Origin of the sequence: Arthrobacter sp. UC242_113 (genome assembly GCF_044054585.1) — a bacterium.
Lineage (GTDB): Bacteria > Actinomycetota > Actinomycetes > Actinomycetales > Micrococcaceae > Arthrobacter.
Map to the genome: position 1 here is coordinate 2,516,400 of NZ_CP171968.1, position 22,327 is coordinate 2,538,726.

The 22,327-nt window shown below is 66.3% G+C and carries 17 protein-coding genes and 1 pseudogene; 2 read left to right on the forward strand and 16 right to left on the reverse strand.

Annotated features, from left to right (window positions below; genetic code table 11):
- Positions 1-178: 178 nt before the first annotated feature.
- The 3 genes from ACHMXB_RS11430 to ACHMXB_RS11440 form a co-directional block, all read right to left on the reverse strand.
- On the reverse strand, positions 179-1,555 hold the full coding sequence (locus ACHMXB_RS11430; protein ID WP_395398442.1) for a GAF domain-containing protein: 1,377 nt from the start codon (positions 1,553-1,555) through the stop codon (positions 179-181).
- 158 nt (positions 1,556-1,713) lie between these two features.
- The gene (locus ACHMXB_RS11435) at positions 1,714-3,159 is read right to left on the reverse strand and encodes an FAD-dependent oxidoreductase (RefSeq protein WP_395398443.1); all 1,446 of its coding nucleotides are present in this window, start codon (positions 3,157-3,159) and stop codon (positions 1,714-1,716) included.
- Between the two features lie 210 nt (positions 3,160-3,369).
- Positions 3,370-4,368: a DNA topoisomerase IB gene (locus tag ACHMXB_RS11440; protein WP_395398444.1), complete on the reverse strand. Its 999-nt coding sequence runs from the start codon at positions 4,366-4,368 to the stop codon at positions 3,370-3,372.
- Positions 4,369-4,482: 114 nt separating this feature from the next.
- Here ACHMXB_RS11440 and rarD point away from each other — a divergent pair, with 114 nt between their 5' ends.
- Positions 4,483-5,601: an EamA family transporter RarD gene (rarD, locus tag ACHMXB_RS11445; protein ID WP_395398445.1), complete on the forward strand. Its 1,119-nt coding sequence runs from the start codon at positions 4,483-4,485 to the stop codon at positions 5,599-5,601.
- 133 nt (positions 5,602-5,734) lie between these two features.
- Here rarD and ACHMXB_RS11450 read toward each other — a convergent pair whose 3' ends face one another.
- The 10 genes and pseudogenes from ACHMXB_RS11450 to ACHMXB_RS11495 form a co-directional block, all read right to left on the reverse strand.
- Complete coding sequence (locus ACHMXB_RS11450; RefSeq protein ID WP_395398446.1) at positions 5,735-6,535, reverse strand: spherulation-specific family 4 protein; 801 nt, start codon at positions 6,533-6,535, stop codon at positions 5,735-5,737.
- A complete protein-coding gene (locus tag ACHMXB_RS11455) occupies positions 6,532-7,107 on the reverse strand; it encodes a hypothetical protein (RefSeq protein ID WP_395398447.1) in 576 nt (191 codons plus the stop codon). Before ACHMXB_RS11455 ends, ACHMXB_RS11450 begins: the two co-directional genes overlap by 4 nt.
- Before the next feature lie 254 nt (positions 7,108-7,361).
- Positions 7,362-8,366 carry a hypothetical protein gene (locus tag ACHMXB_RS11460; RefSeq protein WP_395398448.1) on the reverse strand — a complete coding sequence of 335 codons (1,005 nt, stop codon included), beginning with the start codon at positions 8,364-8,366 and terminating at the stop codon, positions 7,362-7,364.
- Positions 8,366-10,027, reverse strand: coding sequence for a hypothetical protein (locus ACHMXB_RS11465; protein WP_395398449.1), 1,662 nt, complete (start codon positions 10,025-10,027; stop codon positions 8,366-8,368). Before ACHMXB_RS11465 ends, ACHMXB_RS11460 begins: the two co-directional genes overlap by 1 nt.
- On the reverse strand, positions 10,011-10,520 hold the full coding sequence (locus ACHMXB_RS11470) for a glycosyltransferase (protein ID WP_395398450.1): 510 nt from the start codon (positions 10,518-10,520) through the stop codon (positions 10,011-10,013). Before ACHMXB_RS11470 ends, ACHMXB_RS11465 begins: the two co-directional genes overlap by 17 nt.
- Before the next feature lie 86 nt (positions 10,521-10,606).
- Positions 10,607-11,458: pseudogene (locus ACHMXB_RS11475) on the reverse strand (DUF3492 domain-containing protein); the annotation flags it as partial.
- Positions 11,455-11,838, reverse strand: coding sequence for a hypothetical protein (locus tag ACHMXB_RS11480; RefSeq protein WP_395398451.1), 384 nt, complete (start codon positions 11,836-11,838; stop codon positions 11,455-11,457). The gene ACHMXB_RS11480 and the pseudogene ACHMXB_RS11475, both read right to left, overlap by 4 nt.
- A 1,002-nt stretch (positions 11,839-12,840) precedes the next feature.
- Entirely contained in the window at positions 12,841-13,485 is a 645-nt protein-coding gene (locus tag ACHMXB_RS11485; protein ID WP_395398452.1) for a universal stress protein, read from the reverse strand.
- A gap of 553 nt (positions 13,486-14,038) precedes the next feature.
- Positions 14,039-15,394, reverse strand: coding sequence for a 4-aminobutyrate--2-oxoglutarate transaminase (gene gabT, locus ACHMXB_RS11490; RefSeq protein WP_395398453.1), 1,356 nt, complete (start codon positions 15,392-15,394; stop codon positions 14,039-14,041).
- A gap of 154 nt (positions 15,395-15,548) precedes the next feature.
- Complete coding sequence (locus ACHMXB_RS11495; RefSeq protein ID WP_395398454.1) at positions 15,549-16,979, reverse strand: aminobutyraldehyde dehydrogenase; 1,431 nt, start codon at positions 16,977-16,979, stop codon at positions 15,549-15,551.
- A gap of 142 nt (positions 16,980-17,121) precedes the next feature.
- On the opposite strand from ACHMXB_RS11495, the gene ACHMXB_RS11500 reads away from it, so the two are divergent.
- Positions 17,122-18,558, forward strand: coding sequence for a PucR family transcriptional regulator (locus ACHMXB_RS11500; protein ID WP_395398455.1), 1,437 nt, complete (start codon positions 17,122-17,124; stop codon positions 18,556-18,558).
- A 40-nt stretch (positions 18,559-18,598) separates the two neighbouring features.
- Here ACHMXB_RS11500 and ACHMXB_RS11505 read toward each other — a convergent pair whose 3' ends face one another.
- The 3 genes from ACHMXB_RS11505 to ACHMXB_RS11515 are packed head-to-tail and all read right to left on the reverse strand — an operon-like array spanning position 18,599 to position 22,325.
- Entirely contained in the window at positions 18,599-19,282 is a 684-nt protein-coding gene (locus ACHMXB_RS11505; protein WP_395398456.1) for an alpha/beta fold hydrolase, read from the reverse strand.
- Between the two features lie 36 nt (positions 19,283-19,318).
- Complete coding sequence (locus ACHMXB_RS11510; protein WP_395398457.1) at positions 19,319-19,597, reverse strand: YciI family protein; 279 nt, start codon at positions 19,595-19,597, stop codon at positions 19,319-19,321.
- Positions 19,598-19,607: 10 nt separating this feature from the next.
- On the reverse strand, positions 19,608-22,325 hold the full coding sequence (locus tag ACHMXB_RS11515; protein WP_395398458.1) for a PEP/pyruvate-binding domain-containing protein: 2,718 nt from the start codon (positions 22,323-22,325) through the stop codon (positions 19,608-19,610).
- Positions 22,326-22,327: the final 2 nt, after the last annotated feature.

Consider the following 22,327-nt stretch of genomic DNA (forward strand, 5'->3'; position numbering starts at 1 on the left):
TTTTTGCACCGCTTTCCATGCATGAGAAGTCCGGGCGGCGCGCCGTTCCAAGGAGCAGGTGTCCGGCGGACGGGCAAAGAGGTGCAGAAATGCCCCTGACCTCCGTCACATGGAGGGCTGGGCGGGGCCACGGCTACCGGGTCCCCTAGCCGAGCCTGCGAGTTAGGGAGCAGGTGGGTTAGGAGCCCAGTTCGGCTTCCAGCCGCTCCAGATCGGCGACGACGGCGGCCCGCTTGGGTGAGCGCGGCGGCAGGAGCTTCAGGGCGGCGCGGCGGACGTCGACGTCGTCCGCCGCCTCCGGCAGTTCCGCGTACTTGAGCAGCGACTCCGCGCTGCCATCGGTCAGGACTGCTTCGCGCAGTAGCGCGGACACGCGGTTCCGGATCTCGACGACGCCGGGCGCCTCCGAGCGGGGCAGGACGGCGCCGCGGTAGATGTCGAGGGCGATCCGGTGGGCGCCGCGCTGCAGGCAGGTGAGCACCTGGCTGCTGTCCGGCAGGAGGTCTATGGCCAGCCGGTACGGCCGCGATTCCGGCACCGCGGCGGGGTTCAGCTGCTGCAGGACCTTCCGGAGGCGCACCATCTCGGCCCGCAGGGTGATCGTGGACCCGTCCCCCGGGTACAACAGGACGCTCAGTTCCTCGGCGCTGAGCCCGTCCGGGCGCGTGCTGAGCAGGGCCAGGATCTCGCTGTGCCGGGCGGACAGCACCACGCTGCGGCCCTCGATGCTGAGCAGTGCCTGGTCCCGGCCCAGCAACTGCAGGCTGTTGCGGTACAGGCTGCCTTCCCGCGCAGAACCGCCGGCTGCCCCGGAACCTGGGTGCCGTCGTCGTGCCTTAACGCGTTCCTGGGCGGCCGCCAGCTGGAGGCGTTCCACGCGCAACTGGGCCTGGGCTGCCGCCACGGTGGCCTCCACGAGGGAGAGCGTGTGCGGCGCGACGGCCGCCTCGGTGCCTGTGATGTCCACGACCCCGAGCAGCGCGCCGGAATCGGGGTCCTGGAACGGGACCGCTGTGCAGCTCCAGGGGTGGACTGAACGTTTGTAGTGCTCGGCGCCGGAAATCTGGATGCCGCGGCCCAGTGCGAGCGCCGTCCCGGGGGCGCTGGTCCCCACAGTGGCCTCCGACCAATCGGCGCCGGGAACGAACATCATGCCCTCGGCCCGGCTGCGCGCGCCGGGATCGCCTTCCACCCAGAGGAGGCGGCCCACCTCGTCGCCGACGGCAACCAGCAGGCCGCTGTCATGGCTGGGCCGGATGAGGAGCTTCTGGATGACAGGCATGATGGCGGCCAGGGGGTGCTGGCGGCGGTATTCGTCAAGCTCGTCCGCGGCGATGGCCAACGGGGCTTCGGGGTGATCGGGGTTGGCCCGCAGCTTGGCGGACCGCTGCCAGGATTCGCGGATGAGCCGGCGCAGGCCGGGAAGCTCTTCGGCATCGGGGAACGCTTCGCTCTGCACGTAGCTGTCCAGGAACTCATGGCTGGCGAGGGCGCGGTGCTGCAACAGCAACGAATCCTCGGTTCCGGGTGCCGCCGGCTGGATCAGGTTCTTCATCGAACTCCCACTCGCCCAAACGCTTGCCCGCGACAGTCTAGTCCACCCAGCAGGGCCGGCAGTAGGCCCCGCCAGGTTCGAGTTTTTGTCCAGATAATGGGGCTTGAACCGTGTCAAACGGCGATTGTCTGGACAAAAACTCCCGTCCCGGCGTCCCGTCAGGCGCGGGAGATCTGGATCATCTCCTCGCGCGGCACCACCTTGATGCGTTCGCGCACGACGCCGTCGGACCTGGCAGATTCGGTCCAAGATGCGCCAAGGGCTGCCTCGTGGGCGTTCAGCCTGTTCCAGCCCTCCCACGTGGTGTACTCGATGCCGCGCTCCTCGAGCAGGTCGATGATCGCCTGCGGGTCCGGGTTCTGCGCCGGCGGCAGGGTGAGACGGTCCTCGAGGAGGAAACCGATGGTCTCCAGGGCGTCGCCCTTCGTGTGCCCGATCAGGCCAACCGGACCACGCTTGATCCAACCGGTGGTGTAGATGCCGGGGACGGGGTTCCCGTCGGCGTCGAGGACGCGGCCGCCCTCGTTGGGGATGACCCCGCGCTTGGCGTCGTATTCCAGTTCGTCCAGCGCGGAGCCGTGGTAGCCGATGGCGCGGTAGACGGCCTGCACCGGGTAGTCGATGAACTCCCCTGTGCCTTTGACGTTGCCGGTGCCGTCCAACTGCATGCGCTCGAACTTGATGCCGGCAACCTTGCCGGACCCGCCGTCGTCGCTATCGCTCCCATAGATCTCGACTGGGCTGTGCAGGAAGTGCAGGTGCAGGCGGCGCGACGACGGCTGCTCGGCCTCTGCGTGCTCCTCCACGAGCCAGTTGGTCATGGTGTTCACCATGGTTTTGGTCTGGTTGTTGCTGCGGATCGCGTCGTCGGAGGCCTCGTCGAATTCGAAGTCCTCCGGGTACAGCACAATGTCCACGTCGCGGGCGTGGCTGAGTTCGCGCAGCTCCAGCGGGGTGAACTTGACCTGGGCGGGCCCGCGGCGGCCGAAGACGTGGACGTCGGTGACCGGCGAGTTCTTCAGGCCCTGGTAGACGTTGTCCGGGATCTCGGTGACGAGCAATTCGTCGGCGTGCTTCACCAGCATCCGGGCCACGTCCAAGGCCACGTTGCCGTTGCCGATCACGGCGATTTCCTTGGCATTCAGCGGCCAGTCCCGCGGAACGTCGGGGTGGCCGTCGTACCAGGACACGAAGTCCGCGGCTCCGAAGGACCCCTCAAGATCGATGCCGGGGATGTCCATATCGGCGTCCTTGATGGCGCCGGTGGAGAAGATGACGGCGTCGTAGAAGGCGCGGAAGTCGTGCAGCGTGAGATCCCGGCCGTAGGTGACGTTGCCCAGGAACCGGATATCTCCGCGGTCCAAGACCTTATGCAGGGCGTTGACGATGCCCTTGATGCGCGGATGGTCAGGGGCCACGCCGTAGCGGATCAGGCCGTACGGCGCCGGGTACGCCTCGAAGAGGTCGATGCTGACCTCGAAGTCGCCGTCCTTGACCTCGTTGGACTTGGTCAGGATGTCCGCGGCATAGACGCCTGCAGGTCCTGCGCCGACGATCGCGACGCGGAGCGGGCGCTTGGCCGTGGATTCAGCTGTGTTGGACACCGTAAGCCCTTCCGGAACGGGAGACCGCGCCCCACCGGCGCGCAGTTTTCAATTCTAATTGTCCGCCCGGCCGGGCGGCCCACCCGTGACGGCGCACGGCGGCGCGTGACGCCTGGCTGCCCCGGCACGCGCACGCCAAGGGCCCGGGCCTGGCCCCGCGTCAACGCCCCGCCCCGCCCGCGTCAGGGTGGGTCAGGGCCGCCCCCCACCTCAGCCGCTCTTGCGCAGGTCCACCACGTCGCCTTCGCGGTACAGCAGTGCCCGCAACTCCGACTCCGCCGAGTCCAGTCGCTTGGGGTCTATGGTCTCCCCGGCTGCGAAGTGGTCCAGCAGCCGGGGGTCCACGTAGCTCTTGCGGGCGATCGACGGCGTGTTGCCGAGCACTCCCGCCGCCTCCATCATGGCGACGCTGATGGCACGCTTCCGCTTCCCCTCGGTCTTCTGCGGGCCGCTCCGGGCCAGGCTGACGGCTGCCGCGACGGTGCCGCGCAGGGTCCGGAAGTCCTTTGCGGTGAAGTCATCGCCAGTGCGTTCCTTGACGTAGCCGTTGATGTCCGCGCTGGTCACCGGGTGCCACGTCCTGCCGTTCTTGTAGGCCAGCAGCCGCGCGTTGCCGCCGCGCCGCTTGAGGGCCTGCGCCAGAGGCGCCAGGTCCGGGTCGTCGATGCGGGACTCCCAGGTTTTGCCGCTCTTAGCCGGGAAACTGAGGTGCAGGCATTCCTTGCGGACGCGGACGTGGGCGCAGAGGAGGGTGGCGAGCCCGTGGCTGCCGTTTTCGTTCGTGTACCGCTCTGACCCCACCCGCAGGGAGCCGCTGTCCAGCAGCCTGAAGGCCGCGGCCAAAACCCGCTCGCGGGTGAAGCCGTCGGACCTCAGATCCATGGTGACCAGCCGGCGCGCGGTGGGCAGCGACTCGGCGAGCTGGAGCGCGCGGTCGAACTTCAAGCGGTCCTTCCGTTCGCGCCACTCCGGATGGTAGATGTACTGCCGGCGGCCCACGGCATCCAGCCCCGTGGCCTGGATATGCCCGTTCTCGAACGGCGCTATCCACACGTCCGTCCACGCGGGCGGAATGCCGATGCTTTCCAGCCGGTCGCGGACGGGGCCGGGCGGCAGTGTGGAGCCGTCCAGGTCCCTGTAACTGAACCCGGTGCCGGCCCGCACCCTCCGGTAACCGTGGCCGGAGGCATTGCTGTGGCGGAGCCTCATCGGGCCGGCGCCCTGCGGCGAGTCGTACTCATAATGGCAAGCCTACTGACTAATTCGTTTCCGTAGGCAGCTTTTGGCTCAGTCAGGCGGAATACCGCTCCTTAGGATGGTGTTATGGGACTTGTGCCTAACCCCGACGGATCCGTCTCCTCCGCTGTTCCGACTGCCCCAACACCTGGCGCCGCGCCCTCCGGCGTGACCGGCCCCGGCAGGGCCGGATCACCCGGTTCGCCCGGGGCACCCGGGTCACCCGGCGCACCCGGTTCGTCCGGGGCACCCGGTTCGCCCGTGGAACCCGGGGCACCCAAGGCGGTGGACAAGGAGACGACGGCGGGAATCCTGTTCGGCATCGGCGCTTACGGCCTGTGGGGGCTGCTTCCGCTGTACTTCTTTGTTCTGCAGCCCGCCGGTGCCGTGGAAATTGTGGCCAATCGGGTGGTCTGGTCCCTGATCTTTTGCGCCCTCCTGATCACGGTGACCAGGGCGTGGCGCGTCCTGGGTGCTGCCCTGCGGAACCGCGCCATCCTCGGAACCCTGGCGCTCGCCGCCGGCCTCATCGCGGTCAACTGGCTGACTTACACTTACGGCGTCACCACCGGGCAGGCGGTCGAGGCCTCACTTGGCTACTTCATCAACCCGCTCGTGTCCGTCCTCCTTGGCGTCTTCGTCCTGAAGGAGACGCTCCGGCCGCTGCAGTGGGCCGCCGTCGGAATCGGTTTCATCGCCGTCGGGGTGCTTACCGTGTCCTACGGGAAACTGCCGTGGATCGCCCTGACCCTGGCCATCAGCTTCGGCCTGTACGGCTTCGTGAAGAAGCGGGTGGGGCCGCGTGCCGACGCCGTCACCAGCCTCACCGTGGAAACCATCGTCCTCGCTCCCCTGGCCGCGGCCACCATGATTTTCCTCGCGGCTAACGGCACTGCCTCGCTGACCACCCACGGACCGGGGCACTTCTGGCTGCTCCTGGCGTCCGGCGTCATCACGGCCGTGCCGCTCGTGTTCTTCGGCGCATCGGCGCGCCGGCTGCCCATGACCACCATCGGGCTGCTGCAGTACTTCGCGCCGGTGCTGCAGTTCATCGTTGCCCTGGTGGTGTTCCGGGAGGCCATGACGCTGGACCGGTGGATCGGCTTCGGCGTCGTGTGGCTCGCCCTGCTGGTGCTCACAGTGGACATGCTGGCCTCGACGCGCAAGAGCTCCGCGGCCAAGCGCCTCGCCCGCCAAGGGGCTTAGTGACGGTTCCGTTGACGCTCACGTCGATTAACTGGGCTTTAGGAAGGCAACTGGTTCGCGGCGCGCGGGAGACTCTTCCTGTGAGCAGCCAGCCTGTCATCATTCCGGTCGGCCGCCGTGTATATGAACTCATCTATTGTGGTCCGACAGCAGCCAGCTTGCCCGACCAGTAGCTCGGAAGACGATCGTAGGGATTCGGTTCCACGTCATCAGTCACATAAATTTTGTCTGCGCCGTGCTGCCGGGCGCGGTTCACCACTTCACCGAGCCTGTCCTCCGGCGCGCTATGGACAATGTGCCACAGCTCAGTGCGAGTCTCCGACCGAACCCACTTAGGCGGCTCCTTCATTTTCGAGTAAGCGCCAACCGGACCCTCGAATGTCACGATGGCATCAGCGAATTCAAAGAAGCCCCGGTCGGGGATCAATCCCGGGTTGAGCACAACGACACCCCCAGCATCGTGGACGACGGCGGCGTAGGAAGCGTAAGTAGGAATCCACCGGGAAACAACCGGCGCCTCATCCAAGAAAATATTGTCAACGCCGTACCACTCCTTCCACCGGTCGATTTCCCCTCGGACGGTAGCCGGGTCACGAGCGCCATACTCTGTATGGACAAAGCCCAGCACACGGATGCCTGCATCGCGCAAGGCACCGATTACCTGCACGTAAGATTCGGACACCGCGGACCCCGGCCCGCTGTCGGGGTTGACGATGACGTCCTGAACCTCTGGCACGGCCTCGATTAAAGATTGCCAAAACACCGAATCCGGCGGGTTGACGTATGCGGGGACGGCGATCCGTAGCCCACTGTCCGTTGGCACGGGCGGGGATGGAGCAGAGTCGCCTACGCTACAGCCGGTGACCAAGGAAAGTACGGCGGCTGCCAGGAAGGCAACTGCGTCGAGCCGCAGCCGCAACAAAATCGGCCTCATCGCTCGGCCCTTAGCGCTACCGGGGGGCGGATCAGTGTGTTGTCTATGCAGCAGTACTGCGGGTCGCTGAGTTGAAGCGCGTCGATGGGATACGTCTTAAGAGCGGCCAGCACCTGTGCCGTCAGGGCGTCGGCGTTCTCGAGGTCCCAACTGGTGGCTGTCTCGTAGAGGTTGATTCCCAGATGCGCCTTGTAACCCGCCATCTTCGCCAGCTTCGCCTGGTACGTCGCCGGCGCCAAGAACCGCCCGGCTGACAGGACGTCATTCTCCCCCAAGTATCCGTCCCATGGCCTCATGGTGCGCGAGTCCGCAAGGACGTCGTCGGGATTCCATGCGTTCGCCAGGACCTTCATTCCCAGGGAGTGCGCATATTGCACCACGGCATCGAAGCGGACCCGGCTCACGCCATAGTCAGCCCCCGCGCAGTCGAGGAGCACCCCACGGGCACCTAGCCCCCGCCAGACGTCAAGACGCGCCTGCAGCTCCTCCGGCGAGTGGTTCGGCTCCCCGTCGGAGACGCCGATGCTGACGTACCCGTACGGCTCTCCACCACGCGCAGTAACCCCCGACATGATCGGGGCAGCCAGAGGGTCTCCAGCCGGGGTCGCCGTGTCGTTTCCGAACACCACGACCCTATAGCCCTCGAATGCGGCGATAGCTCGGACTACGTCACCGTCCGCTCCATTCACGTAGCTCGGCCACCCATAGTAGATTGCGAAGGGCCAGACCTCCGAGGCTTGTTCCCTGTTGGCAGAAACAACCGGACCGATCGTGGAGACTACGCGCCTCGCGCAACCCAAAATTGCTGTAGCGAGTTTCCTGGCAGTCATTTCTCAACCAACTCGAACTCGTCGCCGCCCGCGTAGTCGAAGGAGCCCAGCCGCACGGGCTCATGCCCCACCTCGGTGATCTCAAGCGTGGCACTGCCCTTCGCAGCATACGGGGGCAAGATAAGGGTAGCGTCGCCGCCGGCCCCGGCGGTGCGCTCTGAAAGTATGATTCCGTCAGCGACGAGCGCGACCCGCGACCCGGCCGGGGCGCCGGTTAACCGCACTCGATCGTCCTTCACAACCCAGAAGTCCTGGAACGAGGACATATAGGGTGTCTGCACGGCCTGTACCTCGAGGTATGGCTGGAACGGTGCCTGTATGTCCAGTTGGAGCTCGTTCGAGTGGAACACCAGCTCGTCCCCAAACCAGACGGCCAGTGTGCGCCGCCCGTCTGTACGGAGGGTGACCTCCTGGGCGTCCGGCGCGTCCACTGAGGGCTCAGTTCCCCAATAGCCAATGTAGTTAGCGTTTTCCACGTGCCCGTACATGTAGCCCACCCTCCAGGAGGTCATTCCAGCTGTGCTGTCGGATGAAAGCACGATGAAATTGATCAAGCCAGTGATCTTGGTGGAAGCCGTCTGCACGGCAAAGACCGCTTGCCCGACCTTATTCGGCGACTCGACCTGTCCGTGCTGTTTTGACATGCGCACATGGAAGATGCTGGTCTCCGGATAGGCGTCGTGGGTGACCGCGAAATAGCCGCTGTAGGTCGCGCGCGACGGTTGCGGGTCCACTCCCACCTGCAGACCACCAGCGGTGGCCCGGACGAACGCATGACTAGCGTCGGTGTCTCCGTTCAACTCGTAAACGTCTTGGACCTCCCTGCTGGGGATATCCTCTGCAAATGCGTCGTAAATCAGCGTTCCCTCGGTAGTCCGCAGCAACTGCCATTGACCGGACGATGCGAGAGGGGCAGGGCGCTCACCAGCGCCCACGGCGACGAAGACGGCTCCGGCCAGCGCGACAACGACAACGACAACGGTCGTGCGGATCTTTTTCATCAGAAGGCCCTGTAGTAATTCAAATCGAATCGGCGGAACATGCGGTAAGCGGTTACCGATGTTGCGATGGCAAACACGGCGCAACCGATCACCATTCCAGTTATTGGACCCAGCGTCGGGTTCCACGCCCGCGAGAGGCTGAGCCCTGATGCGAGGGAAGCTGCTGCCCCGATCCACACGAAGACCGCGGGCATGCGCGCCCTCCCCAGGCTGAACAATTGCCCAGCATTGAAGGCTCCGATCCCTAGCAGTATGTAACCGGTCAAGGCGCAAGTATAGACATCTCGGGCCGTATCGAGGCCCGCGGTGAGCAGGCTGGCGGTTGCGAGCCAATCTGTGGCAGCCAAGAGGACAGCTCCACTCACCAGTCCAACGGCCAAAGTGATCGCCAGCTGACGACAGTAAAAGTTGAGCAGTACCCTATTTATCAGCTCGTGTGCGGAGACACGGTTCCGAGTCATCGCACGCCGCACAGTCGCGGGCAACAGGTGACTGGCAGCGATCGCGTAAGTGAGCGTCGGGATGAGGACGAGCAGACCCGTGCCAACGCCGACCTGGTATACCCCGTTGTAATTGTAGAAACCGCGCCACAAACCTCCGGCGACCAGCTGATCCACCACAAGCAGGGCAAAGAAACCCGTTCCGTAGGCCCAGTAGGCACGCACGGAGCGCACCACAGGGCCGAGCCGGGGTGCGAGGACACACCGATTGTCCGCTGTGAAGTCGCCAACCGCGTCGACCGGTGGCGCGGCAAGCCTCTTCAGGACACGAACATCGAACAGCACGGCCACGATTATCACGGTCCAAATCGCCGCGACTTGAATAGATTGGGCGGCGTAGAGGTTGATGTAATTCCCCTCCGTGATCCACGATGCGCCCACCACGGCAACCAGCCCGCCGGCGCAGGCTGCGACCACCACTTCACCTAGCGCTCTGGCGAGGTACAGCGGGGAGAAGGCCAGCAGCAGGACGCCGACAGAGATCCCGAAGAGCAGGAACGACCTGTTCGAGGCTGGAGTGTAGGCCTGCAGCACGAACTCGAGGATCACATAGCCCGCACCTATCACCACGAGCACGACTGCAAGGCCTGCTCCCAGCGTCCGCCGCAGCGTCCAACGAAGCAAGGGTGCATTGTGCTGCAGGGCATAGAACAACCCCCTCCGGGCGAACGCTTGCATGAACCCCCCGGTCACGACCAACGCAGCGAACAATGCGAGGCTGGTGGCGCTGGAAAACGGTAGTGCAGTAAACGTGGACCAGAATGACACCCGAGCGACGACCAGGGCGACAACCGCGACGACCCATGGAGCCGAGTAGAGCATCGACTGTAAGAGCAGACCCAGGGACATCCGATCCGGTCCGGGCGGTCGTTGTGAAACGTGGGCTCCGGTGCCAACGGGAGGCTCGTCCGCTGGCCCGTCGAAGAGCGGCAGGAGTGGTTCTACCTTCTCCGAGAGATCGAAGACATCCCGGCAACCCAAGTCGCGCGCTCGCTGGTCGGTATACCCTAAGGTTCCGAGGATCACGGCCACCTCGAAAGCGTCCTGTGCATGGCGGGTGCGGCCGGCAACTGATCGTGCCTCGGCGTGAAGATCTGGTCCCCATTCGTCGAGCTCGGTGACAAAATCGGCAAGGACAGCGTCCTCAGGCAGCTGGCTCATGGACGACTCCCATGTAGAGGGACCGGTACTCCTCGAGGAAGCGCTGTTGGGAAAACAGCCGGACTGCGCGCTCCCGGAGATCCTCGCCGATGGCAGCGCGCTCGGCTGAGGTCTGCCGGAAGAGTGCGATGACGGCATTGGCCAGCGCCTGTGGGTTCTGTGGCTCGACGAGCAGCTGTGGAAGGTTCAATGCCTCCGGAACACCGCCCACCGCAGTCGCTACGACGGGACGACCGCTACACATCGCCTCCACTACGGTGTAAGGAAAGCCCTCGGACACGGAGCAGAGCACAACAACGTCCGAGTCTTGGTAGGCTTGCGCCGGGTCGCTCGTGGTCCCCTCGAATACCACATTCCGCTCCAGTCCCAACGCCCCGACGGTGGCGCGGCAGCGTTCGCCGTAGTGGGGGTCATCGACCGGGCCATAAATCCGACAGAGGATGTCAGGGAGCGCAAGACGGACGCGAGCGACGGCGGCGATGAGCCCCAGCACGTCTTAAGCGGCTCGATACGGCCGACATAGGCGATGGTTGGTCTGTTCAGCTCGACCACCCGCGGGAGGAACTCGTTCGGATCAACGCCGTTGTACACGACCCGGAGGCGGCTGGGATCGGCCTCCAGCCGATACTCCCACCTGGTGTTGTATTCACAAACCGGCAGGACGGTGTCGGCGTATGCGTAAGCACAACGGGCTACCGCTCCATAAAGATTGCCGAGCAGCGTCTTGCGTAGCAACGGAGTGTCGTCTCGAACCAGTTGAAGGACACGTTCGCGCACATAAACTCCGTGCTCTGTCAGGAGCATTGGGGTGCCCTTGCGAAATTTGGCGGCGATCGCCGGTAGAGCGCAGAGCGCAGCACCCGATGCATGGGCCAGATCAACGGCAGGGAGGGGAACGGCTAGAGGCGTCAGGTAGCGATAAAGGGAACGCGCGAAGTCAATGGCGTCGGCCATCGAGATGTCCCCAAGGACCGGGTGTGCACTGAACCGGGCGCGCACCAGCTGCCAACATCTGGGATCACGCAACGCGTCCCGCAGATCATTGTTCTCGCAGTACTCTGCGATGTGGGCAAGGGCAACCCCGAGCATTCGCGGTTGGCGGTGTTCCAACAGGTTACCGATCACCTCATCGTAGGCCGGCAGCAGCAGGTCGACGAAGGCCTTCTCCCGTGAGCGTCTCCCTAGCGCACCCCGTCGGATATGCCCTTGAGGCCGGACATACTCGTGGACCGTCTCGGTCCCCCAGAGGGGGATGGTCAATACTTGCGTGTTGGCTGGAACGTCGAAGGAAGGAACCACATGCGGATTGCCAACCACTGCCCCCACTACGAACTCGTGCTCGGGCATGCCGGTCACCAACGCGTGCGCCCACGTGGACACGCCCCCGTGAAAATAGGGGTACGTGCTCTCCGTCGTAAGCAGAATCTTCATGACGCCGCCCGGAGAGGGTCGGGATGAGGGGCGGTGCCTGGCTCGACGCGTCGAGCTTCCTCGATGCACGCTGCCGCCCGGTCCAGCTGCCGCAGCTGGAGGAAGCACTTGGCCGCCGAGATCCATGCCTGTTGGGCTGTGCCCGGGTTGAGCTGGTTGCGCTCGGCTGCATGGGTGTAGGCGACAGCAGCGCAGTCAAGCAACTGCTCGGCCTGCTCCGTTCGTCCCTGTAGCTGGGCCTGTTCCGCGGCCGTCCGGAACGCTATAGCCGCGCGGCCGTGGCTACCTTCGGCGGTCCGTGCCTCCGCTTCGCGGAGTAGACAGGTGATGGCTTTTTCGTGGTCTCCTGAACAGGCGGCCAGACGCCCCTCGTCCCACATGTCCTCTACCTGGCTCGTCAGTGGGGTGCTCTGATTAGTACCGGAAACGGGTGTCGCGGCACTCCCACCCCCGTTCCCCGATAGGCCCCGACCGGAGCGGCGGGAATCGTCTTCAAACCGCACTGTTGCGGCGTGGCGGGCCCTTCGATTCTCAGACAGCTGTGTCATTTGATTTCCCTATCTCATAGGAGATCGTCGTCATTGGCTTGGGGATCGGCGATTCCACACCAGAGGGGGTGCAAGCCGAGTTGCAACTAAAAATTGGGTTTGGGATTTGGGCGAGGCCCTGGGTCAAAAGCCTCTGCCGACGGCGGCGCCTGCTGCAAAACGCCAAAGCAAAATCAGGACAATCGGTCCGCCCCAGTTTGAGCTGGATATCCAACGATTTCAGAGGCATTGACCTGTCGCCTGCAGATATCATGGACTTTGAGTGCGCTCCAGAATGCTGTTTTAGCGTGGTTCTTGGAGTCACCGACCGCTGCCTGTGACCGCCGGGCTCCATCGCCCGCGGGAATAATCAACTCCACATCAACTCCCGATCGCCGTAAGGTTAGCGCCTGAAAACCTGCACGGATGTGGGAGAAACATTGATTGTGGTAATTGACGCTATGTGGGAGAGCCATTTCGGGCCTCCTCCGATTGAGGGACCATTCGGAATAGGTGTTCCAATCTACGGCTTCGTGCTAGTCAGTGACACGAGTAGTTTGTACTCGAATAAGGTGCGAGTAGCAAGAAGTCAAGGCCTCTGACTACCTGTTTTTGCTTTCACTTTGCTCACACGGATCACGCTAAAATCATTCCTAACAACGACTACTCAGTTTCCGTTTGTATCCTAATAATTTCAGCACTTGTTATGCGCCCACAGGCAATACTGCAAACAGCCGGAGCAGCGCGCAAGAGCTCCGCGGCCAAGCGCCTCGCCCGCAGGGAAGCGCGAACTAACACCTAAGCCCCCGCGGCCCGGCCACAACTGTCCGTTCGCGCTCGGCGGGGCCTAGCCGCTCAGGGGGCCGAGTCCTCGCGGTCGTAGTCGCGCGGCACAACCACCATCGGTACCGGCAGGGCCCGCAGCACTTTGTTGGCCGTGCTGCCCAGGAACATGCGGTTCCTCTCGGCCAGGCGTGAGGAGCCCACGATGAGTATCTCGCCGTCGTCCCATTCGAGTCCGTCGATGGCTTCCTCGATGGTGCGGCCATGTGCCACCGCGACGCCGACCTCGTGACCGGCGGGCACCTTCCCCGATGCGGCCGTCAGGACGGTGTTCGCGTGGATGTGCGCGGCATTGATGGCCTCCCCTGCGTCACCGGCGGCATCGAGCTCCACCAGTGACACCAACCGCAGCGGCACACCGCGCCGCTTCGCCGCCCTGATGGCGGTCTCGATTGCCGCCTCGGCCCCGGCACGCTGCCCCACGGCCAGCGTCAGGCGGGTAACGGGTGCCGTCCGCTGGTAGCCGCGCGGCGCGAGTGCCACGGGGACCGTTGAGGCGTGCAGCAGCGCGTTGGCCACGGACCCCACGGTGTAGCGCTTGAACAGGCCTGCGCTGGCGGCGCCCACCGCGATGAGTCCGGCTTCGAACTCCGCCGCCGCGTCGATGAGCCCGCCGGCGAAGGAATCGGCCTCCCGCACATGGAATTTCGCGGGCAACCCCCTCCGGAACGAGGGCCAGGCCCTGCCGTTCTGCCGTCAGCACCTGCTGCTCCGCGGCGCTGACCCGGCTGCCCTCCGGGTTCAGGGCCACGTACGGCGTGCCCGGCTTCACCACGTAGACCAGGTCCAGTTCCGCGCCCTGGGCCAGGGCCAGTGACGTGGCCAGGGCGACGGCGTCCGCGCCGCGCTCGGTGGGTGTGTAGCCGACTACGTATCGCATGCGAAACCCCTCTTTGGGTAGTGCAGACCGGCGCCCGGATCGCGGCGGCGCCCACCGGTCTGCGGCGTGAAGTGCAGTGGTGAGGATGACTCTACCTCGGCGACCGTGCCGGCGGGCGGGAACGCAACAGTGCGGAGGGAACGCAACGGGGAGGCGGGAACACAACGGTGAGTACGACGGCGGCGAGAACGACGGCGGGCCGGGCACCTTTTGGTACCCGGCCCGCCGTCGTCGTACGTCCCCGCGCGAACTGGCAGCTAATGCCCTGTTGCTAGAGGTTTGAAGGCATCAGCTGCCAGTTCGCGCTAAAAGGCTAAAAGAAGGAGGGAACTATGCGTTGGCCTTGATGGCCGCGGCGAGTACCTCCAGGCCGTCCAGCAGCAGCTCGTCGCTGATCACCAGCGGCGGCAGCAGGCGGATGACGTTTCCGTAGGTTCCGCAGGTCAGGATGATGAGGCCTTCCTTGAGGCAGGCGGCGGCAACGGCCTTGGTGAGCTCCGGGTTCGGCTCCTTCGAACCAGCCTGGACCAGCTCGATAGCCAGCATGGCGCCGCGGCCCCGGATGTCACCGATCACGGAAACTTCTTCGGCGAGCTCGCGCAGCTTGCCGAAGGACAGATCCTCGATGTGCTTGGCGCGGGCGTTGAGGTCGTACTCCTGCATGGAGCCGATGGAGGCCAGTGCGGCGGCGCAGGCCACCGGGTTGCCGCCGTAGGTGCCGCCGAGGCCGCCCGGGTGGACGGCGTCGAGCAGGTCGGCGCGGCCGGTGATGGCGGACAGCGGCATGCCGCCGGCAATGCCCTTGGCCATGGTGATGATGTCCGGAACGATGCCTTCGTGGTCCACGGCGAACCATTCGCCGGTGCGGCAGAAGCCGGACTGGACCTCGTCGGCGATGAAGACGATGCCCTTTTCCTTGGCCCATGCGGACAGCGCCGGCAGGAAGCCTTCGGCCGGGACGATGAAGCCACCCTCGCCCTGGATGGGCTCGATGATGATGGCGGCCACCTGGTCTCCGCCGATCTGCTTCTCGATCGCGGTGATGGCGCGCTTGGCGGCCTCGGCACCGGTGATCTCCGGGTTTTCCTCGCGGAACGGGTAGCTCATGGGCATGCGGTAGACCTCGGGCGCGAACGGGCCGAAGTTGGTCTTGTACGGCATGGCCTTGGCGGTCAGCGCCATGGTCAGGTTGGTGCGGCCGTGGTAGGCGTGGTCAAACGCGACGACGGCGTCCCGGCCGGTGGCCAGGCGGGCCACCTTGATGGCGTTTTCCACGGCCTCGGCGCCCGAGTTGAAGAGCACGGTGCGCTTCTCGTGCGTGCCCGGGGTGAGCTTGTTCAGCTGCTCGGCCACCGCGACGTAGCCCTCGTAGGGGGTGACCATGAAGCAGGTGTGGGTGAAGTGCTCCACGGCTTCCTTCACGGCACCGACGACGGCGGGATCGGACGCGCCGACGCTGGTCACGGCGATGCCGGAGCCGAGGTCGATGAAGGAGTTGCCGTCGACGTCGTGGATGATGCCGCCGTCGGCGTCTGCGACGAAAACGGGAACGCTGGAGGCGACGCCGGCGGCGACCACTGCCTTGCGGCGTTCGGTCAGGGCCACGGACTTGGGGCCCGGGAAGTCGGCCTGGACGCGGCGCTTCTGCTCAAGGCGGTAGGTGATTTCGTTGGCGGTGGTAGTCATGATGTTTCTTTCTTTGCTGCGGAGGGGGTGCCGGTGGTGGGCCCACGCCGGCAGGGTTCCTTGGCCGAGCGGAGCGAGGTGAGGGTGCCGGTGGTGGGCCCACGCCGGCAGGGTTCCCTGGCCGAGCGGAGCGAGGTGAGGGTGCCGGTGGGGACTATGCGTCGAGTGCGGACATGACGTGCTTGATGCGCGTGTAGTCCTCGACGCCGTACATGGAGAGGTCCTTGCCGTAGCCGGACTGTTTGAAGCCGCCGTGGGGCATTTCGGCGGTGAGGAGAATGTGCGTGTTGATCCAGACAGCACCGAAGTCAAGATCGCGGCTGAGGCGCATGGCCGTGCCGTGGTCGCTGGTCCAGACGCTGGAGGCCAGGGCGTATTCGACGTCGTTGGCCAGCTCCACGGCTTCGGCCTCCGTGCTGAACTTCTGCACGGTGATGACGGGGCCGAAGGTTTCCTTCTGCACGATGTCGTCCGTCTGCTTGGCGCCGGTGATGATGGTGGGCTCGAAGAAGAACCCCTTCTCGCCGGCGCGGTGGCCGCCGGTTTCGATCCGGCAGTGCACCGGCAGCGAATCGACGACGGAGCTGACCGCCTTGAAGTGGTTGACGTTGTTCAGCGGACCGAAGTAGTTGTCCTCGTCGTTCTGGGAGCCGGTGTGCAGGGTCTTGGTGTGTTCCACCATGGCCGCCACGACGTCGTCGTGCACGGAGTCCTCCACCAGGACACGGGTGATGGCCGTGCAGTCTTGGCCGGCGTTGAAGAACGCGAACTCGGCGATGGCCGCCGCGCTCTTCTTGATGTCGGCGTCCTTGAAGACGATGGCCGGGGCCTTGCCGCCCAGTTCAAGGTGGGCGCGCTTGAGGCCCTTCGCGGCGCCCGAGGCGACGGCGATGCCGGCGCGGACCGATCCGGTGATGGACACGAGGCCCGGGACCTTGTGCTCCACCATCAGCGCGCCGGTTTCGCCGGTGCCGAGGATGACGTTCAGGACGCCGGCCGGCAGGATGTCCGCGGCCAGGCGCGCCAGGACCAGGGTGGACTCGGGCGTCGTGTCGGAGGGCTTGAGGACCACCGTATTGCCGGCTGCGAGCGCGGGGCCGATCTTCCAGATGGCCATCAGGAACGGGTAGTTCCACGGCGCCACCTGGGCCACCACGCCGATCGGCTCGCGGCGGACGAAGGAGGTGTGGCCCTCGAAGTACTCGCCGGCGGACTTGCCTTCGAGGATGCGGGCGGCTCCGGCGAAGAAGCGCAGCTGGTCGGCGCCGGCCGCCACTTCTTCGGATGCGATCAGGGAGCGGACCTGCCCGGTGTTGCGGTGCTGGGCATCGACGAGTTCGTCGCTGTTGGCCTCGATGGCATCCGCGAGCTTGAGCAGCATGAGCTGCCGCTGCCCGGGGGTTACGTGCTTCCAGGTCTTGAAGGCGTCTTTGGCGGCGGCCATGGCGGCGTCGACGTCGGCCCCCACGGACACGGGCGACTTGGCCACGACGTCACCGGTCACGGGGTTCACGATGTCGATCAGGCCCGTGCCGGCAGGCGCGACGAACTCTCCGTTGATGAAGTTCTGCAAGGTTTGAACCACGGTGTACAACCTCTTTCGTCCTGAATAGTGTGATGCGGCTGACTCGAGCCTATTCCAGCCCGACACCGCGGGGAATAGCCACCTGCACACCCTCGGGCGGGCGCTTTAGTGCGATCGGCCAGCCTCCCGCTACCCTTGATCCATGGCAATTTCCCTCGCGGCGCTGCTGGCCGTGCAGTCTCTGGGACTCAAGAAATCCAGCCTCGCCGAGACCACGTCGCACCAGGACATCCGCTGGGTTGCGGTCACCGAACTGGAGGACCCGCAGCGCTTCCTCAACGGCGGTGAGCTGGTGCTGACCACCGGTCTGCGGATGAAAAGTGCGCCCGAACAGCGCCGCTTCGTCCGCCAGGTCCAGCGCGCCGGCGCCGTGGGGATCGGGTTCGGCGTGGGACTCTCGCACGACGCCGTTCCTCCGGCTCTGATCGCGGAAGCGAACCGCTGGGGGCTGCCGGTGGTCGAAGTGCCGTACGGCACTCCGTTTATTGCCATCAGCAAGCTTGTGGCGGACGCTCAGTCCGCTGACCACTACTCCAAGCTTGAGCGGCTGATCGCCGGGCACCAGATCCTGGCCCGCGCCCTGCTGACGGGCGGCGGCCTGGCCGAACTCCTACGCCATCTCGGCGGCATGCTCCGCACCGAGATTGCGCTGACCCAGTTCACCGCCCAGCTGTACAACAGCGGCAGCGAGCCGCCATCCGCCGATTCCTGGACCACGTACCCGATCCCCACGGGGCGCCGCGATGCGTGCACGCTCTGGGTGAAGCAGCCGTTCGAGGATTCCGGCATCATCGGCTACGCGCAGAACCTCATCAGCGTGGAGCTCAACAATATGGTCAAGCAGCGCCAGGCCGAGCGGGCTCTCTGCGGGCAGGTGCTCGAGGACGTGATCCACGGGACCCTGGACCCCAGCGAGGCACAGCGCCGTCTTGCCGGGACGGGCATCAACAGCACGCGCAAGAATGTGGTGATCCTGGCCGGCTCCGAAGCGCACCACAAGCAGCTGGTCAGCTCCTCCCTGCCGCAGGCGCTGGAGACGGCCGTGACCGCCGTCGTCGGAAAGGATCTGGTCACCGTGGTGCCCGACGACGGACGCGGCGCCACGGCCATGGCCATGAGCCTCAGCGACCACCTCGCCGAGGCCGGGATCCACGCCACCGTCGGCATCGGCGGCGCGTACACCAAGCCGAACGGCCTGCGCTGGAGCTACTTCGAGGCCCGCGACGCCGCCAGCCACGGGCTACCGGTAAATGAACCCGAGCGGCTCAGCCTGACCTCCCTGCTCCTGGCCAGCGAGGACGTTCCGCTCGCGGACATGGCCAACGAGTCACTCGACCCGCTCCGCAGCTTCGACGCCGCCCACGGCTCGGAGCTGATGGCCACGCTAGAGAGCTACCTGAACAGCAACGGCTCCGTTGCCGCCGTCGCTGAAGCCCTCACCCTCCACCGCAACACGGTCCGCTACCGGCTGGCGCAGATCACCGAACTCACCGGCTACGACCCCTCCATCACGGCTGACCGGGTGCAGCTCTGGCTGGCGCTGGCGGTCGCCCGGCTCGGGGCGCGGCACGCCGGCTGAGCCGGAACACCGGGCCACGTCACCGGTGCACCTAGACAGGTCAATTCGCTCCGCGCGCGTAGCCGTCCAGCCGTCTGGCGAGCTCGACCGGGTTGCTCAGGGCGACCAGGTGTCCGCCCGGGATTTCGTCAATCCCCAGGCCCAGCCGGGTGCGGACCACGCGGCGTTGAAAGTCCAGCGGGAAGAAGCGGTCGTCGCGTCCGACCAGCACCTTGGTGGGCACGTCTGGCCAGCGGTCCATCCCGCAGGGTTGCCCGAAGGGCGTGCCGGACGGGGCGCGCTGCTCGGCGGCGCCCGCGGCGACTACCTCCGGCGGAACGTCGTGCAGAAAGTGCACGCGCTCGTCGAATTCACCGCTGCGCCCGTTCCGCCGGTCATTGAGTTCCAGGGCCTGTGGCTGGCCGGTGGCCTCCCACCACTCACCGGGCGTCTCCCCCGGCAGAGGAACCATCGGATTCAGCAGGACAATGAGCTCCAGCGGCACCCGTGCCGCGACAACCGGCACCGTGAAGGCGCCCAGGGACTGGCCCACGAGGACCACATCGCGGTGATCACCGGCAGCCGCGACGACAGTGTCGGCGTAGTCCTGCAGTCCCAGGCGGGGGTCGTCCTCGCGGATGTCCACAGCAATGGCCTTGTGCCCCAGCCGTTCCAGCTCCGGCACCAGCCGGTGCCAGTACCAGCCCATTCCCCCGGCGCCCGGGACAAGGACGAAAGTGCTCACTGGTTCCTCCTGCCTTTCCCGCCGGCGCTGACACGCCTAGTCGAACCGCACGGCATCCCAGTCGAGGATCCGCGGGTCCGCCAGCCCCTCGGTGATGAACGGGTCGCCGGCGATGAAGCGTTCGGCGTCCTCGCGCGACGTGAAGATGCCCATCGATGAGCCGGCCGGGTCCGGGGCCTGGAACGGGCCGAGCGCGACGAGCCCGCCGCCACCGGCGCGGAACTCCTCGTAGTAGGCCCTGTGGCGGGGAAAGGTCTCAAGAAGGCGCGAGCGGTCGGCGCCCTCACGCAGGCTGTACAGCACGACGAATTCCATGGACGCGATCCTACCGGCCGCCGTCGGAAGCGCGGGAGAGGTCCACCACGACCGTCCCGGCTGCCCCATCCACGGTGACGGTGTCCCCGGTGCGAATCCGCGTGGTTGCGTCGGGGACTCCGACGACGGCGGGAATCCCGTATTCGCGGGCCACCACCGCTCCGTGGGAGATGGGTCCGCCCATTTCCATGACCAATGCCCCGGCGGTCATGAATAGCGGAGTCCACCCCGGGTCCGTCGACGGGGCGACGAGGATTTCGCCCGGCTCCAGGTGCGCCCCGCCCGGGTCGAGGATGACCCTGGCTTTGCCAGTGACGGTGCCGGCCGAGGCCGGCGCCCCGGCCAGGGTTCCCGGCCGCACCCGACCGTCGGCGGACGACACCGCCTGGGCCGCGGCCATGGCCGCTTCGACGTCGGTGCCATCGGACAGCAGCAGGCGGGGGATGCGCCGGCGCCGCATTTCACGGTGGTAGTTCTGGCGGCGTTCGGCGACAGGTCCGCGCAAGTCGGCGCCGCGCAGACCCACGCGGGCTTCGGTGAGGTCAAGGAAAAAGACGTCGTCCGGGACCTGAATCCGGCCCGCGCCTGCGAGTTCCTCACCCACCTGCTGGAGCTGGCGGCGGAGGACGGCGAACGCCACAGTGAGCCGGAACTTGGGGTACTCGCGCATGCCCGCGGTTGCCCGTGCGCGCCGCAGGCTGTGGGCAACAAGCCTGCCGACCAGCCTGCCCCTGGACCGGGCGGCGCGTGCGGCCAACTCGGCCACCTTGGCTTCCGCGTTTTCTGCGGCCCGCTGGAAGACGCGGTCCGGTGCGAGTTCCGGGTCCGCCGGCTTCAGGTAGTTGGCCAGGACGTTGATGATGTGGGCGGGGTCCTCACCCCAGCGGGGAACGCCGAGGTCAATTTCTGCCACGGCGCGGTGTCCGTACCTGGCGAGGAAGCCACGCAGCGCGCCCTGGCAGGCGGCAGGCAACGTCCCTTCCGCGTAGCGGCTGGCGAGTATCTCCGGATCCTCCCCGGTCAGGGCGCGGACCGACTCCGGGTCCTCCCGGATTGAAGTGGCGGTCCGCCAGAGCTCCAGATCCATCTCTGTGGTCACATTGTGCGGCAAGCCGCGCAGCACTGCCTGCAGCTCGCCGGCCTGCGCCAGCCGGCCCAGCAGCAGCCGGGCCAGCCCGAGCCAGACATACCCGGCAGCGGCAGGCGGCAGTACCCCCATCACGGCGGGCGTGATCTCCTTGGTGAGGAGGCCTTCTACGAAGTCCAGCCGCCGGACGCCAGAGGCCGGCTCCCGCAACACCAGCATCCGGTCCAACTCATCGTCCGCTTCCCTGACCCGCTTGAGCGCGGCGGGGGGATTGACCAGCGCGCGCAGGACCTGCCCAACCAGGCCAAAGGGCGGCGATGCCCGGAGCCCCGCCTTCAGAGACGCCAGCTTTGGCGCCCTGGTGAGGGCGAAGCGGGGGTCGGCCGCCAGATAGGCCAGCACATCCACCGACCTTGCATCGGCCACCTTCATGGCCCTCGTCAGGCCGCGCCTCCCGCCCTTGCTCCGCAGCAGGGGCGTGACATCCACGTACATGCGCATCCCGATCCGGGCGGAACGGTATGGCGCCGGTCCGTTGCCTGACGACCGGGCGCTGTCGCTCATCAGGGTGAAGGATGCCAGTCCCATGGGGGTCAGCGGCCGGGTCAGCCCCTGCAGCAGGCTGGCGCACAGGTAGGCGCGGGCGCCGCCGTCGTGGTTGTCAGGCTCAGGCAGGGGAAACAGCGTGGTGATCGGACGGGATTGCACCACCTGGATCCCGCCGTCCGGCGCGATGGCCCACTCCAGATCCTGCGGCTCGCCGTAGAGTTCTTCCACACGGGTCCCTACCCTTGCCAGCGAACGGACCTGCTCATCCGTCAGGCACGCCTTCCGGTCACCGTCCTGCCGGTCACCGTCCTGCTGGTCACCGTCCTGCCGGCGCAGCAGCCGTGTCCCGCCGGCGGGCACGGGCCGGCTTTCGGTGCGTTTGTCGCCCAGGCTGCGCCGGAGGATCTGCCCGGTGGCGGCGTCAACCGTGAACTGGTCCGGGTTCACAGCCCCGCTGACCAGCGCCTCGCCGAGTCCGGGCGCCGCGTCGATGACGGTTTCCCTCCTCCGGCCGGTCAGCGGGTTTGCCGTGAACATCACCCCGGCCACGTCGGCGTCGACCATTTCCTGGACAACGACGGCGATGCTGACCAAGTGCTGACCGATCCCGTGGTCTGCCCGGTAGGCCACTGCCCGGTCGGTCCAGAGGGAGGCCCAGCAGCGGCGGACTGCGTCCAGCAGCGGGTCGGTGCCGATGACGTTGAGGTACGTGTCCAGCTGGCCGGCGAAGCTTGCTTCGGGAAGATCCTCGGCGGTGGCGGAAGAGCGCACGGCCACCGGGAGGTCCTCGCCCAGGCCGGCGTAGGCGGCAAGGATGGCCTCGGTGATGTCCCCGGGTATGGGAGCGGATTCCAGCCTCCTGCGCGTCTGCTCCGCGGGCTCGGAAGGGTGCACTCCTGCCGCGGCCGACGCCCGCCGGTAGGCCCCGGTGGTGACGCAGAAGCCGGGCGGGACCGGCATACCGGCGGCCAGAAGGACACCGAGGTTGGCAGCCTTGCCGCCCACCTCAGGCACCATGTCCGCATCCACGCGGGCCAGGCTGATGACGGTCCCCGGCGGCCGTGGTGTGCGCGGCTCTGCCTGCTCAGCCACCG

What these genes read in the sequence shown, in the direction of transcription:
- ACHMXB_RS11510 (WP_395398457.1), bottom strand. Translation starts at nt 19,597, where the DNA reads ATGGAATTCGTCGTGCTGTACAGCCTGCGTGAGGGCGCCGACCGCTCG.
- rarD (WP_395398445.1), top strand. Translation starts at nt 4,483, where the DNA reads ATGGGACTTGTGCCTAACCCCGACGGATCCGTCTCCTCCGCTGTTCCG.
- ACHMXB_RS11500 (WP_395398455.1), top strand. Translation starts at nt 17,122, where the DNA reads ATGGCAATTTCCCTCGCGGCGCTGCTGGCCGTGCAGTCTCTGGGACTC.
- ACHMXB_RS11430 (WP_395398442.1), bottom strand. Translation starts at nt 1,555, where the DNA reads ATGAAGAACCTGATCCAGCCGGCGGCACCCGGAACCGAGGATTCGTTG.
- gabT (WP_395398453.1), bottom strand. Translation starts at nt 15,394, where the DNA reads ATGACTACCACCGCCAACGAAATCACCTACCGCCTTGAGCAGAAGCGC.
- ACHMXB_RS11480 (WP_395398451.1), bottom strand. Translation starts at nt 11,838, where the DNA reads ATGTGGGACGAGGGGCGTCTGGCCGCCTGTTCAGGAGACCACGAAAAA.
- ACHMXB_RS11440 (WP_395398444.1), bottom strand. Translation starts at nt 4,368, where the DNA reads ATGAGGCTCCGCCACAGCAATGCCTCCGGCCACGGTTACCGGAGGGTG.
- ACHMXB_RS11465 (WP_395398449.1), bottom strand. Translation starts at nt 10,027, where the DNA reads ATGAGCCAGCTGCCTGAGGACGCTGTCCTTGCCGATTTTGTCACCGAG.
- ACHMXB_RS11455 (WP_395398447.1), bottom strand. Translation starts at nt 7,107, where the DNA reads ATGTCGGGGGTTACTGCGCGTGGTGGAGAGCCGTACGGGTACGTCAGC.
- ACHMXB_RS11460 (WP_395398448.1), bottom strand. Translation starts at nt 8,366, where the DNA reads ATGAAAAAGATCCGCACGACCGTTGTCGTTGTCGTTGTCGCGCTGGCC.
- ACHMXB_RS11450 (WP_395398446.1), bottom strand. Translation starts at nt 6,535, where the DNA reads ATGAGGCCGATTTTGTTGCGGCTGCGGCTCGACGCAGTTGCCTTCCTG.